The sequence below is a fragment of the Mycobacterium sp. E2479 genome, assembly GCF_001667925.1.
In the GTDB taxonomy this organism is placed as follows: Bacteria; Actinomycetota; Actinomycetes; order Mycobacteriales; family Mycobacteriaceae; genus Mycobacterium.
In genome coordinates this window covers 1-14818 of record NZ_LZJR01000134.1, presented here as the reverse complement: position 1 = coordinate 14818, position 14818 = coordinate 1, and the positions used below count along the sequence as shown (strand labels likewise).

At 65.1% G+C, this 14818-nt stretch carries 8 protein-coding genes, 1 tRNA gene and 2 pseudogenes; 4 read left to right on the top strand and 7 right to left on the bottom strand.

Annotated features, from left to right (window positions below; all coding sequences use genetic code 11):
- The coding region (locus A5686_RS20235) for a non-ribosomal peptide synthetase (protein WP_156750155.1) at positions 1–3164 on the bottom strand (3164 nt) is incomplete at its 3' end.
- 530 nt (positions 3165–3694) lie between these two features.
- Between A5686_RS20235 and A5686_RS20230 the strand changes: the two genes are divergently transcribed.
- Together A5686_RS20230 and A5686_RS20225 are read left to right on the top strand one after the other, a co-directional pair.
- On the top strand, positions 3695–4945 hold the full coding sequence (locus tag A5686_RS20230) for a cytochrome P450 (protein ID WP_067937981.1): 1251 nt from the start codon (positions 3695–3697) through the stop codon (positions 4943–4945).
- 563 nt (positions 4946–5508) lie between these two features.
- Positions 5509–7082, top strand: a pseudogene (locus tag A5686_RS20225) (MFS transporter).
- Positions 7083–7166: 84 nt separating this feature from the next.
- On the opposite strand, the gene A5686_RS20220 reads toward A5686_RS20225, so the two are convergent.
- A tRNA-Thr gene (locus A5686_RS20220) sits at positions 7167–7238 on the bottom strand.
- Between the two features lie 28 nt (positions 7239–7266).
- Positions 7267–7983 (bottom strand): hypothetical protein, encoded by a 717-nt coding sequence (locus A5686_RS20215; RefSeq protein ID WP_067937976.1) that lies wholly within the window; start codon positions 7981–7983, stop codon positions 7267–7269.
- A gap of 157 nt (positions 7984–8140) precedes the next feature.
- Between A5686_RS20215 and A5686_RS20210 the strand changes: the two genes are divergently transcribed.
- Both A5686_RS20210 and A5686_RS20205 read left to right on the top strand, forming a co-directional pair.
- Positions 8141–8860, top strand: coding sequence for a response regulator transcription factor (locus tag A5686_RS20210; protein WP_067937973.1), 720 nt, complete (start codon positions 8141–8143; stop codon positions 8858–8860).
- A gap of 40 nt (positions 8861–8900) precedes the next feature.
- A pseudogene (locus tag A5686_RS20205) lies at positions 8901–10359 on the top strand (sensor histidine kinase).
- On the opposite strand, the gene A5686_RS20200 reads toward A5686_RS20205, so the two are convergent.
- From A5686_RS20200 to A5686_RS20185, 4 genes are all read right to left on the bottom strand, one after another.
- Entirely contained in the window at positions 10331–10735 is a 405-nt protein-coding gene (locus A5686_RS20200; protein WP_067937969.1) for an HIT family protein, read from the bottom strand. The pseudogene A5686_RS20205 and the gene A5686_RS20200 overlap by 29 nt on opposite strands.
- A gap of 80 nt (positions 10736–10815) precedes the next feature.
- On the bottom strand, positions 10816–11244 hold the full coding sequence (locus A5686_RS20195; protein ID WP_067937966.1) for a ketosteroid isomerase family protein: 429 nt from the start codon (positions 11242–11244) through the stop codon (positions 10816–10818).
- 16 nt (positions 11245–11260) lie between these two features.
- Positions 11261–13294 (bottom strand): FAD-dependent oxidoreductase, encoded by a 2034-nt coding sequence (locus A5686_RS20190; protein WP_255405046.1) that lies wholly within the window; start codon positions 13292–13294, stop codon positions 11261–11263.
- A 45-nt stretch (positions 13295–13339) separates the two neighbouring features.
- The gene (locus A5686_RS20185; RefSeq protein ID WP_067937962.1) at positions 13340–14467 is read right to left on the bottom strand and encodes an NDMA-dependent alcohol dehydrogenase; all 1128 of its coding nucleotides are present in this window, start codon (positions 14465–14467) and stop codon (positions 13340–13342) included.
- Between the last annotated feature and the right edge of the window lie 351 nt (positions 14468–14818).

Here is a 14818-nt window from a genome sequence, read left to right as displayed (position 1 = left end):
CCCTGCAACTGGTCAACAAACCACAACCGCTGCTGAGCAAACGACAACGGCACCACCGCCGGGCGCTGCACCGCCACTAATGGCTCACGCCGGCGCGAACCCACACCGATCCGGCCCACCAACTGGGCCACCGTGGGCGCATCGAACACCGTGGGTACCGCAAGATCGGCGTCCATGCTGGTATTGATCGCCGCGACCACCCGCATCGCCAACAGCGAATCCCCACCCAAATCAAAGAACGAGTCATCCACCCCGACCCGCTTTAGCCCCAACACCTCGGCATAAATCCCGGCCACAATCTCTTCAACCGCATTACCCGGCGCCCGGTAACCATCAACATCCTGGGACTCCGGTGCCGGTAGCGCGCGGGTGTCGAGTTTGCCGTTGGGGGTCAACGGCAGCACATCAATGACCACCACCGCGGCCGGAACCATATACGACGGCAGCCGCTCGCCCAGGATCGCGCGCGCCGCGGCAGGGTCGGCGGTGCCGGTGATATAGCCGACCAACCGCTTATCGCCGGGCTGGTCCTCGCGGGCGATCACCACCGCCTGCTCCACCCCAGCCACACTCGCCAGGGCGGCCTGGACTTCACCGAGCTCGATGCGATACCCGCGGATCTTGACCTGCTCATCCGCGCGCCCCAGATACGCCAACTGCCCATCGGCGCGCCAACACACCAGATCCCCGGTCCGATACATCCGGGTCCCCGGGCCCCCGAACGGACACGCCACAAACCGCGACCCGGTCAACCCCGCCCGGCGCCAATACCCGCAACCCACGGTGGCGCCGGCCACATACAACTCACCGACCACCCCCACCGGCACCGCACGCAACCACCCATCCAGCACAAACAACGCCGCCCCCGCCACCGGCGACCCGATCGGCGGGGCCCCCGACCCCGCCGTCAACGGCGCACTGGTCGCCACGCACATCGTGGTCTCAGTCGGGCCATAGGCATTGACCATCACGCGCCCCGGCGCCCACCGATCCACCACTTCGGATGGGCAGGCTTCACCCGCCATCACCAATGTCGCCGACTCCAAGCCCTCACCCGAAAGCATCGCCACGGCCGACGGCGTCTGGGTCAGCACGCTGACCTGTCCGGCGACCAGCACCTCGCGGAAGTCTTCCGGTGAGCCCGTGACCTCTTCGGGCACCACCACCAGCCGCCCGCCCCGCAGCAGCGCACCAAAGATCTCCCACACCGACACGTCGAAGGCCAACGAGTGACACAGCGGCCAAACCCCGGCGGCCGGCAAGCCAGCATCTAACGACCCCAGCAGCTGGGTCACGTTGTGGTGAGTGATGGCGACACCTTTGGGGACGCCGCTGGTGCCGGAGGTGTAAATCAGGTAGGCGATGTCATCCGGGTTCGGCGCTGGCAACGCGGTGCTGAGCTGAGTCTCAATGCGGGGTTCGTTGAGATCGATGACGGGCAGATCGGTGCCGTCGAGCCGGCTGGCCAGACCGGTGCTCGTAAGAACGGCCGTCGGTGCGGCGTCCTTGAGCACGAATCCGATCCGATTCACCGGCACCGCCGGGTCGATCGGTAGATACGCCGCCCCGGTCTTGAGCACCGCCACAATCGCCGTGACCGCCGCGTCCGAACGCTCCACCAGCAGCGCCACACACCGTCCCGGGCCCACGCCCTGGCCGGTCAGCAAGTGCGCCAACCGATTAGAGGCCAGATCCAGCTCGCGGTAGGTCATTGAGCGGCCCTCGTAGGTCACCGCCACCGCATCCGGTGTCTCGGTCACCCGCGCGGAGAACAACGCCGGAATCGACACCGGCGCGGTCACCGGCTTGCTCAACACCGCCCGATTACCGAACCCATCCAGACGGGCACGCTCAGACTCATCAAGCACATCGATCGACGACAGCGGCCGGGTCGGGTCGGTGGTCATCGTCGCCAGCACCCGATCCAACCGCTTGACTAAGTCGCGGATATCACAATCCGAAAATAATTGCCCAGCGCCAGCGGTGCTGAGAAAAACCCGATCATCGTCTCTATAAAAGAACAATCCAACTTGATCGACGAGATTTGTGTGTGTCAGGGTCCCCGATGCCGGAGCGCCAGCAAAATCCAACAGATGTGTAGTCGGAATGTAATTAACAACTACCCGATTCGGCGCTCGCCCGGAGCCGCGGAGACGCACCTCATTCTCAATAAGGCGCACTGGGAACCGCTGATGCTGTAGCGCTTCCCGCAGTCGCGTGTCGACATGTTCGCAAAAGTCAGCAACTGCAGTCCCCGGCGATGCTTTCAACACCAGTGGGACATCCCCGGAAACCATGCCTGGAACCATCTGTATTTCCGGACGCACACGCCTGCTTACCGCAAATTCGAGCACCACGTCTGAACTCTCGGCGTCGAACCCATGCACCAGCAGCGCGCACGCCGCAGTAATCACCGACGAGCGACGCAGTCCGAACGCCCGCGACAACTCCTGCATCCCCGCGACGGCGACAGGGTCCAACTCAACTGGTACAGAAGACTCATAGGGATCACGCTCATTCGCAGCGCGCGTCAACCTATAGCTCGGTTCGCTTGCCGGCGGCAGGTTCCTCGTCCAATAAGCCTGATCATCGAGGTAATCGGTGGACTTATTGTATTCTAACTCGCATGCAATCAGATCATTCAGTGGCCCAAAAAAAGCAGGCGGAATCGACGCCCCCGAAGCCATTGCAGAATAGACATCTGCTATCCGATGACAAATAAGAGCGAGGCCGACCCCGTCCGCCACTATATGATGCCAGCACACGAACCAAAAGAATTGATCTTCCCGCGTCTGCAACAACGCAAATTTGAACAGCGGCCCGGTAAGCGGCATCAGCGTGCACTGAATCGAGGACATCAGCCGGTAGGCGTCCTGGATCGGATCCTGCGCGCCCGTTAGGTCGTAGCAAGCAAGCTCAACATCCGGGTAATCGACCGCCTTCTGAAAAACCTGCCCGTCCACTTCGAAAAAAGAAGCTCGAAGCGGTTCGGCCTCGCGCACCACTTGAACGATCGCGCTCTGAAGCAAACCAGGGTCTACTCTGCCCTCGATTCGCACAAGCTCGCCCATTTGCCACCGCGCAGCAAAGCGGCCAGTTTCCTGCGCAAGCCAAATGTCTAACTGTCCACGCGTGAGCGGAAGCGCTCGGCTGTCGAGTTGCATCCGTCTACTCCACCCCGAAGTGACAAGTCGCTCCCCCGCTCTGCGTCGTCCCGCCCGCCCGCAGACCCGAGTGACTAGAAATGCGACTTTAACTGCTGCCAACGAGACGGTCCGGCGTTTCGTCAAAGTTCCTAATTAGATTCGAGAGTTCTCCGATCCGATGCCGCGCCGGATTGTGCCGGTTGCGCTTCCCCACCACGGTTCTGGCAATCTGCCGGCTGGTAGCTCGGCCATATCCGGTGGGTAGAAGCACTTCCGAACATTCGCGATCTAATACGCCTTAGAGATTCTCTCGCTGCAGTATCCCTGGCACGCTGAAGATCTGCGGCGCCGTGAGCGAGCTGAGCCGGCGCGAGGCGATCATCGATGTACGGCCCGCGAAGTGGTGCGCCGCCGCGACGGTCGGTGACCAGGCTGGCCGATGGTCTAGCCCGACTCGGGTTACGCCTCTTCGCTTGTGGATTCGGCGGCTATTTCGGTGCCGAGGCGCTTAACATTCCTATTGTCTATTGCCAGCCGATGGAGGCGGATTGAACGGACTCGAGAACCTCGATTTCTTCACTGACAAGTCGGTGGTCGATGACCCGTACCGCTATTACGACGCGATTCGTCGTTGCCCAGTACAGCGTGAGCCAGCGCATGGCGTGGTGATGGTGTCGGGGTATGACGAGGCTGTCGCCGTGCAACGCGACGCCGAACAGAACTTCTCGGTATGCAACATAGTCAGCGGACCATGGTCGGGGATCCCGAGGGTAACCGACAGTGACGACATTTCGGATCTGATTGAACAACACCGCCACAGGGTTACGTTCGGCGACTACTTCATAACGTTTGATCCTCCGAGACACACCGCGCACCGCTCGCTGTTGAACAGATTATTTACGCCGAAGCAGCTAAAGAAGAACGAGGATTTCCTGTGGCGTTTGGCGGACGAGCAACTCGACCGCTTCGTCGCGGAGGGTAAGTGCGAGATCGTCATCGACTACAACTTTCCGTTCACGCTGGTCGCAATCACCAATCTGCTGGGGGTGCCCGAGGCCGACCATGAGAGATTCCGGCGCGCTGCCACCGCCAGCCGGATCGAAGGTGAACGCAGCGGCTTCGTCGGCGTAAAAGAGGAGTGGTTCGTCGACTACATCGAGGATCGGCGGCGCACGCCGCGCGGGGATGTGCTCACCGAGCTTGCGCTGGCAAAGTTTCCCGACGGAACGACACCCGCCGCGATTGACGTCGCCCGCGTTGCCACGTTCATGTTCGCCGCCGGCCATGGCACCACGATCGATCTGCTGAGTCTCGCGATGCTAATGCTGGCGGAGCGCCCGGACTTGCAAGAGCAGCTGCGCGAGGACCGCTCAAAGATCCCCGCCTTCATCGAGGAAATGCTGCGCTTCGAAAGTCCGATCAAATCAAACTTCCGCATGGCTCGGCGCACCACCAAAATAGGGAACGTTGATGTGCAGGCCGGTACCAGCGTACTTGTAATGAATGGTGCGGCAAACCGCGATCCACAACGGTTCGACCAACCCAGCGAATTCCGCCTTGAACGCCCAAATATATTGCAACACATCGCATTCGGCCGCGGTGTCCACACTTGTCCGGGCGCCCCGATTGCACGCGCCGAAGTGCGGGTGAGTTTGGAACGAATCCTTGATCGGATGGCCGACATTCGGCTGTCAGAGGCAGAGCACGGTCCGTCAGGCCATCGTCGGCTCGAATGGGACCGCACCTTCTTGTTCAGGCGCCTCAAGGAATTGCACCTGGAGTTCACCCCGGTTGAGTAAGCCATTCGATTGCAAAGAACGCGGTTCGACTCGGCGTGCGACGACTTCTTCAGCGTGTGCACCGTCGCCCCGCCTCCATCAGGAGGGTCGGTAGAACGTCGGCGCGAAAGACACACCAGCTCCGGGCGCGAGCCCTGAGCACAGCGAGCTGCTGTGCCGCTACCACCACTACTGCGTGAGCTCGGCGATGCCAAGCGGAAGCGGCCCGGCCGGTTCCCAAGCCTGCTGTGTCACGATCGAACTCCTGTCTTTGCCATGTTCGCCGAGTTTCTCCGAGCTCCGGGCCAGTCAACGCAGACCCCGCGGAAAAGCGGTAAGAGGATTTCGGCCGCGCGCCGGCGGGGTGAGTGCGCCGGAGGAGCTCGAAGACCACGATCTGCTCGGCGCCACCGACCGTCCGGCAGCAATGCGGGCTCTGCGAGCTGGGTTCACTCCCCAACCGTCTTGAACGTCGGTGCGAGCGTTCAAATAAGGGGCGTTTCGTTGCGCTAGCCAGTGACCCATCATGTTTATGTGGTCAGTTTTGCGGTTAACGACCGCTGAAATTCCGTAGGGTTGCCGCAATGCCGACTCTCACGGCGAGAGGGGCACTACATCACTGGACGACACAACGCGCGGAGCGAGCCCGATGCCCGTCAAACCGACCACGCCAGGCCGTACCACCAGAGACTTCGCGACCAGGCTGCCACCTCGGTGGTTCGTCGCCGCGGTTATCGCGATCGGCGGCATGCAGCTGATGGCCACGATGGACGGCATGATCGCGGTCGTCGCCCTACCCAGGATTCAGAATGAGCTGGGCCTGTCTGATGCCGGGCGAAGCTGGGTGATCACCGGGTACGTGCTGACCTTCGGTGGGCTGGTGCTGCTGGGCGGCCGCCTCGGTGACACCATCGGGCGCAAGCGCGCCTTCATCGTCGGCGTCGCGCTGTTCACGATCGTCTCGGCGATCTGCGGAATCGCCTGGAACGGGGGCATCCTCGTTTTAGCGCGGCTACTGCAGGGCGTGTCCGCCGCGATCATCGCGCCAACCGGTATGGCGCTGGTGGCAACCACTTTCGCGAAAGGCCCGTTGCGCAACGCTGCGATGGCGGTGTTGGGCGCGGTCGGCGGTCTCAGCTCCGTTCTGGGTCTGGTGGTGGGCGGCTTGCTCACCGAGGTGTCGTGGCGGCTGGTGTTTTTGGTGAACGTGCCGATCGGGCTGCTGGTGCTTTATCTGGCCTGCACGGCGCTGCGGGAAACGGAGAAGGAGCGGACAAAGCTCGACGCGGCAGGGGCCGGGTTAGCGACGTTGGTCTTTACCGCCGCAGTGCTCGGGTTCTCGATGGGTCCGGAGCAAGGCTGGCTGTCGCCCGTCCCGATCGGATCGGGTGTGGTGGCGCTGGGCGCTTTCGTGGCGTTCGTGGTGGTGGAGCGCAGGGCAGAGAACCCGGTCGTGCCGTTTGGCTTGTTCCTCGACCGCAACCGGTTGGCTATGTTCGCGGCCATGTTTCTGGCCGGTGGGGTTATGTTCACCCTGACGCTGCTGATCGGCGTGTACGTGCAGGACATCCTCGGCTACAGCACGCTGCGCGCGGGCGTGGCGTTCATCCCGTTCGCCGTCGCGGTGGGCGTCGGGGCGGGCGTCTCGTCGCGGTTGGTGATGTCGTTGCCGCCGCGGGTGGTGGTGATCATCGGCGGCTTAGTCGTGCTGGGCGCGGTGCTGTACGCCTCGATGCTTCACCGGGGCGTACCGTACTTCCCGAATCTGGTGCTGCCCCTCGTCATCTCCGGTATCGGAATCGGCGTGATGAACGTGCCGCTCGCGCTTTCGCTGATCGCCAGCGTCGGTTTGGACCAGATTGGGCCTATATCGGCAATCTCGCTCATGCTGTCCCGTCTCGGCGGGCCGATGGTGCTGGCGGTTATCCAGGGCGTCATCACCTGGCGCACAATGCAACTCGGCGGCACCACCGGGCCAGTGAAGTCCATGAACGCCGCCCAGTTGCATGCACTGGACCACGGCTACACCTATGGCCTGCAGTGGCTGGCCGGGGTGGCCTTGCTGGTCTGTGGGGTAGCGCTGCTCATCGGCTACAGTGCGCAGCAGGTGGCGCATGCGGCGGAAGTCAAGAAGGCTTACGACTTAGGGGAACTGTAGCTCAAACCAACTCGCGCAGGGGTTCGACGAGTAGCGCGGCCAAACGCGGACCTGAAGCCACCCGAGGCCATACCAAAGGCGCGGAGCCCCCTGTCAGGATTGAACTGACGACCGCTCGCTTACAAGGCGAGTGCTCTACCACTGAGCTAAGGAGGCGGGGTAAAACCGGACCCAGCCTAATGCGTCACCCATTGCTGTCGATCACGCCTGTCGAGCGGACCGTCCGCGACGAGGGACGCCGCCGGCCCGGCAGCGGAATCCGATCGGCAATGTTGCTCAGCGGGTTGACCACCATGGTGAGCGCGATAACGGCTTCTTGCAGGGTGGCGATCGCGGGCTCGAGCGCCTCCATCCCGGGCGTCAGTCGAGCCAGGGTGTCGGCGACGTCGGCGAGTTGATCCAGCGGCCCATTTTTGGCCGTCAGCTTGTCGATGAGCCCGCCCTCGCTGAGCAGCCGGTCGGCCAGGCCGTCCTCGGCCAGCAGCCGCTCGATCAGACCGTCTTCGGCGACCAGTTGATCGGCCAGCCCGCCGGGCTGCAGCGTGCGCTGCAGCGCGCCACCGTCGGCGGTCAGGCGGTCGAGCAGGCCGCCCTCCGACGTCAGCATGTCGACCACCCCGCCCGGGCGCAGCAAGCGATCGATCGGGCCGTCCGGGGCCACGGCCCGGCCCAGCGGGGCGTCGTCGTCGAGCAGCCTGGCCAGTCGATTGGCCCGGACAATCGCGTCGTCAATCCCCAGCATGGACGTCATCGCGCTGGTGCCGGCGGTCCCGCTCTCACCCACAGCCCGCTTGGCCACGCCGACGGCCGCGCTCGCGACGTTCAAACCCGCGTCCGCGGCGGCCAGTCCCACCCGGGCGGGCGCGGTCGCAGCCGACACGATGCTTCTGGTGAGGTTCATTCCAAGAGTCTATTCGCGAGGCCCGACCGGGCAGGGCTTTACGTCCCAAGGCAATACGATGATTTCTGGCAGACTACTATCAGTTCGTTGGCACTGAGCTTTCAGGAAGCGCACAACGGTCACATAGCAAACGTTCAAGTAAGGGCATGGGCATCTGATGACATCGGCGACCCCCAGTCACACCAAATCGGAGGCACGCGTCCTCGTGGTCGACGATGAGGCCAACATCGTCGAGTTGCTCTCGGTGAGTCTGAAATTTCAGGGATTCGAGGTCTATACGGCAACCAACGGCGCCCAGGCCCTGGATCGGGCGCGCGAGGCGCGTCCCGACGCGGTGATCCTCGACGTGATGATGCCGGGCATGGACGGGTTCGGGGTGCTGCGGCGTTTACGCGCCGACGGAATCGACGCCCCCGCATTGTTTTTGACCGCCCGGGATTCCCTGCAGGACAAGATCGCCGGCCTGACGCTGGGCGGCGACGATTACGTGACGAAGCCTTTCAGTCTCGAAGAGGTGGTGGCCCGGTTGCGGGTCATTCTTCGTCGCGCCGGCAAGGCCGGGGCCGAACCGCGCAGCGCGCGCCTCAGTTTCGCCGACATCGAACTCGATGAGGAAACCCACGAGGTCTGGAAGGCCGGTCAGCCGGTATCGCTGTCGCCGACCGAATTCACGCTGCTGCGTTACTTTGTGATCAATGCCGGCACGGTGTTGAGCAAACCGAAGATCCTCGACCACGTGTGGCGCTATGACTTCGGAGGTGACGTCAATGTCGTCGAGTCCTACGTGTCGTATCTGCGTCGCAAGATCGATACCGGCGAAAAGCGGCTGCTGCATACCCTGCGCGGGGTGGGTTATGTATTGCGGGAGCCGCGGTGAGCCGGCCCGCGGTGAGCAGCGGTAGTGAAGAAGTAATTAGATGGTCACCAAGCCCCGACGTGGATTGCCCCTCCGGATAGGGCTCGTCGCCGCCACCCTGGCACTGGTCGCCTGTGGCCTCGCCGTTTCCGGCATCGCGGTGACGTCCATCCTGCGGCACAGCCTGGTCGGCCGCATCGACTCCACACTGCTCGACGCGTCCCGCGGCTGGGCGCAGGCCCCGCGGCGGCAATCGCCACCGGCATTCAACGGTCCCGATCCGGGGCGGCCGCCGTCGAAGTTTTATGTGCGCGGCGTCAGCACCGACGGCACCCCGTTCACCGCGATCAACGACCGCAACGCCGAACCGGCGCTACCGCCGGACAACGACGTTGGCCCTAACCCGACGACGCTGCCGTCGGTCAACGGCTCGGACATTCAGTGGCGGGCCGTCTCGGTGCACGGTCCGCACGGGCTCACGACGGTTGCGATTGACCTGTCCGACGTGCAGCACACGCTCACCTCGCTGGTCTGGTTGCAGATAGGTATCGGAGTCGCGGTGCTGGCCGTTGTCGGAATCGCCAGCTTCGCGGTGGTGCAGCGCAGCCTGCGGCCGCTGGTCGAGGTCGAGCAGACGGCCGCTGCGATCGCTTCGGGCCAGTTGGATCGCCGTGTGCCAGAACGAGATCCGCGGACCGAGGTGGGCCGGCTATCCCAAGCGCTCAACGGGATGCTCGCGCAGATTCAGCAAGCGCTGGCGTCCTCGGAGTCTTCGGCGGAGAAGGCCCGTGGATCCGAGGACCGGATGCGACGGTTCATCACCGACGCCAGCCACGAACTGCGCACCCCGCTGACCACCATCCGCGGCTTCGCCGAGTTGTACCGCCAGGGGGCCGCCCGCGACGTTGCGATGCTGTTGTCGCGAATCGAAAGCGAGGCCTCCCGAATGGGCCTGCTGGTCGACGACTTGCTGCTGTTGGCCCGCCTCGATGTGCAACGGCCTCTCGAACGCAATCGGGTGGATCTGCTGGCGCTGGCCAGCGATGCCGTGCACGATGGGCAGGCGATGGACCCCGGGCGAACCATCACCATGGAGGTCCTCGACGGTCCCGGCACCCCGGAGGTGCTCGGTGATGAAGCACGGATCCGCCAGGTGCTGAGCAACCTTGTCGCCAACGCCTTGCAACACACCCCGGAAAGCGCCGACGTCACCGTGCGGGTGGGCACCGATGGCGACAACGCGGTGCTCGAAGTGGCGGACCGGGGCCCCGGCATGAACGAGGAGGATGCATCGCGCGTCTTCGAGCGGTTCTATCGGACCGATTCGTCGCGGGCCCGGTCCAGCGGCGGCACCGGTCTGGGGCTATCCATCGTCGAGTCGTTGGTGCGCGCGCACGGCGGTGTGGTCAGCGTGACCACCGGGCCCGGGGAAGGCTGCAGCTTCCGGGTAACGCTGCCCCGCATCAGTGACGTGCCGTCGCACGAGCCGGCTCACGCCAACTGAGCCAGTGCCGCCTTGATCCGGGCTTGGGCCTCGTCCAGCGATTGCGCCGACGGGTTGCGGTCGACGTGGGCGAAGCCGAAGTCGCTCAGGCTGCGGGTCGGGAAGACGTGCACGTGCAGATGCGGCACCTCTAGCCCGGCGATGATCAAGCCGGACCGCTCCGTCCTGAAGGCCTTGCACACCGCCTTGCCGATCAACTGGCTCACGGACATGACCCGGGCGAAGGCCGGTCCGTCGACGTCTTGCCAGTTGTCGATCTCGGCGCGCGGCACGACGAGCGTGTGCCCCTGGGTCATCGGCTCAATCGTCAGGAACGCGACGACATCGTCGTCCTCGTAGACGAAGCGGCCGGGAAGTTCACGGTTGATGATCTTGGTGAAGATCGACGCCATGGGCCCCAGCATAGGTGCGGCAAATTTGTGGTCGGGGGCGGCCGCCGCATTGCCGGGGCGTGCGTGCTGCGCTGGTCGGCTCAGCCCTCTTTGCCGAACTGCATCATGTCGAGATTCCAGTAGCCGCGCATGTTGGTGATCAGCCCCGACTCATCGACTTTATAGGTGAACACGCCACGCACCGAGCTGGTGAAGCCGCCGTCGAACTTGCTGTTGAGCACCAGGATGTGGGCGATCTCGTCGGGCGAACTCGACGGGAAGGTCTCCTCGCATGTGATGGAGAGCTGGTTGGCGGCGATGTTGGTGTCGAAGAACGTGCCGACCGCCTCCTTGCCGCGGATTCCCTTGCCGTCCGGGTTGGTGACGGACTTGCCAATGGGATCTTCGATGACGACGTCGTCGGACATCAGTGCCAGCCAGCCTTCCCGGTCGTGGGCCTGAACGCACCGCCACGACGACTGCGACGCGGCGAGGGCCGGGGACGCCTCAGCCTCTTCGGTTTCGGTCATTTCTCTTCTCCTGTCACTAAATAGCGCACGCGGCGCGCGCGCCGTCCTCGGTGGCTTTGCGGATCAGGCCAAGTCCGGTGCAGTCGCCGGCGGCATGCACCTCGGCGCCGGGCAGGGCGTCGACGACGGCATCGAACAGTGCGGTGTCGGGCTCGACCGTGCCGGCCAGCACGACGTTGTCGGCGGCCAACTGTCGGGTGGCACCTCCGGCAGGGGTGAATTCCACTGCATCGGAGGTGATGCGTTCGGTGGCTGCGCGGACGTGCACGGTGACGCCCAGCCGGTCGAGACGGTCCATGTGTTCGGTCTTGCGCTTGTTGCCCACTTCGGGAGCGATGTCCTTGCCGGCTTCGAGTATGGCCACCAACCTGCCCCGGCTGGCAAGGAATTCGGCCAACTCCAGTGCGACCAGATCACCGCCGACGATCACGACGCGGCGTCCCAGCGGCATCCAGGCCCGGCTGGCGAACCGAATGGTGGCGGGTCGCAGCAGAAGTTGCCGCCAGCCGGACAACGCCACAGCACCGACGCGCTGCCAGGGCGGAGCACCGGATTGCACACGGCCACAGAGCAATTCACGCAGACCGGAGCCGGTGTGCACGTGCGCGGCCTCGGCGCCGGGAATCGGGGGCACGACGACGCGGCCGCCGGTGGCCACCACGACCGCGTCCGGGGCGGCCGCGACGACGTCGTGCACCGAAGCCGGGCGGCCCAGGCGGACCTCGGTGGAGCTGACCCTGAGCTCGTCGCAGAGATATCGCAGAAACGCCTGGTTTTCCGGGTGCAGCACCGAGGCCCAGCGCAACGCCCCGCCCAGCTGTGCGCTGCGCTCGAAGAGTGTGACGTGGTGGCCGCGTTCGGCAGCCACGCGCGCGGCCTCCAGCCCGGCTGGTCCGCCGCCGACCACCACCACCCGTTTGGCCCGGTCGGCGCGGGGCGCGGACAGCTGTCGTTCCTTGCCGGTGCGCGGATTGACCGCACAGTCGACGGAGAAGCGCTGTTCCATTGCGTCGATACAGTTCTCGCATGAGATGCACTTGCGGACCCGGTGGGCCTGGCCGGACGAAATCTTGCGGGGCAGGTCCGGATCGGCCAGCAGCGGGCGCCCCATGGCGATGAAGTCCGCACGGCCATCGGCCAGGATCCGTTCGGCGCGGAAAGGGTCGTGGATGCGGCCGACGGCGATCACCGGAACGTCGACCACCTGCTTGACGGCGGCAGCGGCGCCGACGTTGAGTTCGTCGCCCTCATCGGCGGCGTTGACCATGCCGGTGACCAGCCGGTCGATCACACCGCCGCTGACGTGGAACGCGTCGACGCCGGCGGCGACGAGTTCGGGTGCCAGTCGGGCGGTTTCGTAGATAGCCCGGCCGCCGGCGACACGTTCATACCCGGAAATGCGCAACGTGATGGGCAGGGCATCGCCGATCTCGGAGCGAATCGCGGCCAGCGCCTGGAGCACCGCCCGCGCCCGGCCGTGCGCCGAGTCGCCTCGATAGGCGTCGGTGCGCCGATTGCGTTGCGGGGCAAGGAAGGAGCCCAGCAGCATATAGCCGTGCGCGGCGTGCAGCTCGATGCCGTCGTAGCCCGCCTCGACCGCACGGCGGGCCGCGGCCTTGAACAGATCGAAAACCTCGGTCAGCTGCCGCGTGCTGATCTCGGCGCACGGGCGTCCGGTGAGGTAGGACGGAATCACCGAGGGTCCCAATGAGTCGACACCGAACAGCTCCGGCCCCAGGCCGTCGGGTCCGGCGTGCACGATCTGGGGCTGGATCTTCGCGCCGTGCTCGTGCACCGCCTCCACGAGGGCCCGGTGCGCGGCAACGGCGTCATCGGTGGCCAAATGCAAGCCACCGGGAGTCTCCGGGTGGTGGTGGTCAACCCCGGTGGCGCCCAACGTGATCAGCCCGACCCCACCGCGGGCGCGTGCCGCGAAGTAGTCGCGGGTGCGCTCGGAGGGCAGCCCGTCCGGCGTGCCGTACATCGTCTCCATCGGAGACATGACCAGGCGGTTGCGCACGCTCATGGCGCCGATTCGTCCCGGCGCCATGAGGTGGCCGAAGCCGGTCACTGAGCGGACGCGGCTGATGGGTGTTTACCGGTCGGCGTCGGTGAACCGGATGACGCCGCGAATGTTCTTGCCGTCCAGCATGTCCTGGTAGCCGTCGTTGATCTGCTCCAGCTTGTACTGGCGAGTGATCATGTCGTCTAGGTTCAGCTTGCCGGCCTTATACATCGACAGCAGCTGCGGGATGTCGTACTGCGGGTTGCCGCCCCCAAAGATGGTGCCCTGCAGGTTCTTCTGCATCAGGGTCAGCATCGCCAGGTTCAGATTGACATTGGTGTCCAGCAGGCTACCGATCGCGGTCAGCACGCAGGTGCCGCCCTTCTGGGTGATGTTCAGGTAGTTGTCGATGTCGGCGCCTTGCAGCTCACCGACCGTGACGACGACCTTGTGGGCCATCAGGCCGTAGGTGACCTCGGCCATGCCCGCCATCGCGGCCATGACGTCGGGGTAGACATGGGTGGCGCCGAACTTCAGCGCCTGGTCGCGCTTCCACTCGACCGGGTCGATCGCGAAGATGTAGCGGGCGCCGGCGTTGACGGCTCCCTGCAGTGCGGCCATGCCGACGCCGCCGACGCCGACGATGGCAACGTCTTGCCCCGGGCGGATGTCCGCGGTGCGGACCGACGAACCATAGCCGGTGGTGACGCCGCAGCCGACCAGCGCGGCGACCTCGAACGGGACGGACGGGTCGATCTTCACCACCGAGCTGCGGTGCACGACCATGTAGGGGGAGAACGTGCCCAGCAGCGTCATCGGGTAGACGTTCTGGCCGCGGGCCTGGATGCGGAAGGTGCCGTCGGATACCGCGGCGCCGCCCAGCAGGCCGGCGCCCAGGTCGCAGAGGTTGCGCATGCCCGCCTGACAGGTCGGACATTGCCCACACGATGGGATGAATGACAGCACCACGTGGTCGCCGGGCTCGATGTCTTCAACGCCCGGACCGACCTCCGTCACGACACCCGCGCCCTCGTGGCCCCCCAGCACTGGGAAACCGGCCATCGGGATACCCCCGGTGACCAGGTGATGGTCGGAGTGGCACATGCCCGCCGCTTCCATCTGGATCTTGACCTCATGCGCTTGCGGGTCGCCGATCTCGATTTCCTCGATAGACCAGGGCTGGTTGAACTCCCAGATCAGTGCGCCTTTTGTCTTCACGATGGTCCTGACCCCATTTCGCCTTTGAATCGATCAGAGCTGACCGGCCCCTTCATGCCGGTCAACCAGGTGACGAGTGCCACAGGCACCCTTGTCGCGTCAGCATAGCGCGCGCAACAAATCAAATGCTTGGTTGGCTCCAGCGGCGATCGCAAGCGCGGCGTGGCCGGGCGCGGCGGGTCGCCGCCGTGGAGCCCAGCGGCGATCGCAAGCGCGGGGTGGCCGGGCGCGGCGGGTCGCCGCCGTGGAGCCCAGCGGCGATCGCAAGCGCGGCGTGGCCGGGCGCGGCGGGTCGCCGCCGTGGAGCCCAGCGGCGATCGCAAGCGCGGCGTGGCCGGGCGCGGCGGGTCG

Coding starts and splice junctions, on each gene's coding strand:
- A5686_RS20195 (WP_067937966.1), bottom strand. CDS start 11,244: ATGACCGAAACCGAAGAGGCTGAGGCGTCCCCGGCCCTCGCCGCGTCG.
- A5686_RS20190 (WP_255405046.1), bottom strand. CDS start 13,294: ATGGCGCCGGGACGAATCGGCGCCATGAGCGTGCGCAACCGCCTGGTC.
- A5686_RS20210 (WP_067937973.1), top strand. CDS start 8,141: ATGACATCGGCGACCCCCAGTCACACCAAATCGGAGGCACGCGTCCTC.
- A5686_RS20215 (WP_067937976.1), bottom strand. CDS start 7,983: ATGAACCTCACCAGAAGCATCGTGTCGGCTGCGACCGCGCCCGCCCGG.
- A5686_RS20200 (WP_067937969.1), bottom strand. CDS start 10,735: ATGGCGTCGATCTTCACCAAGATCATCAACCGTGAACTTCCCGGCCGC.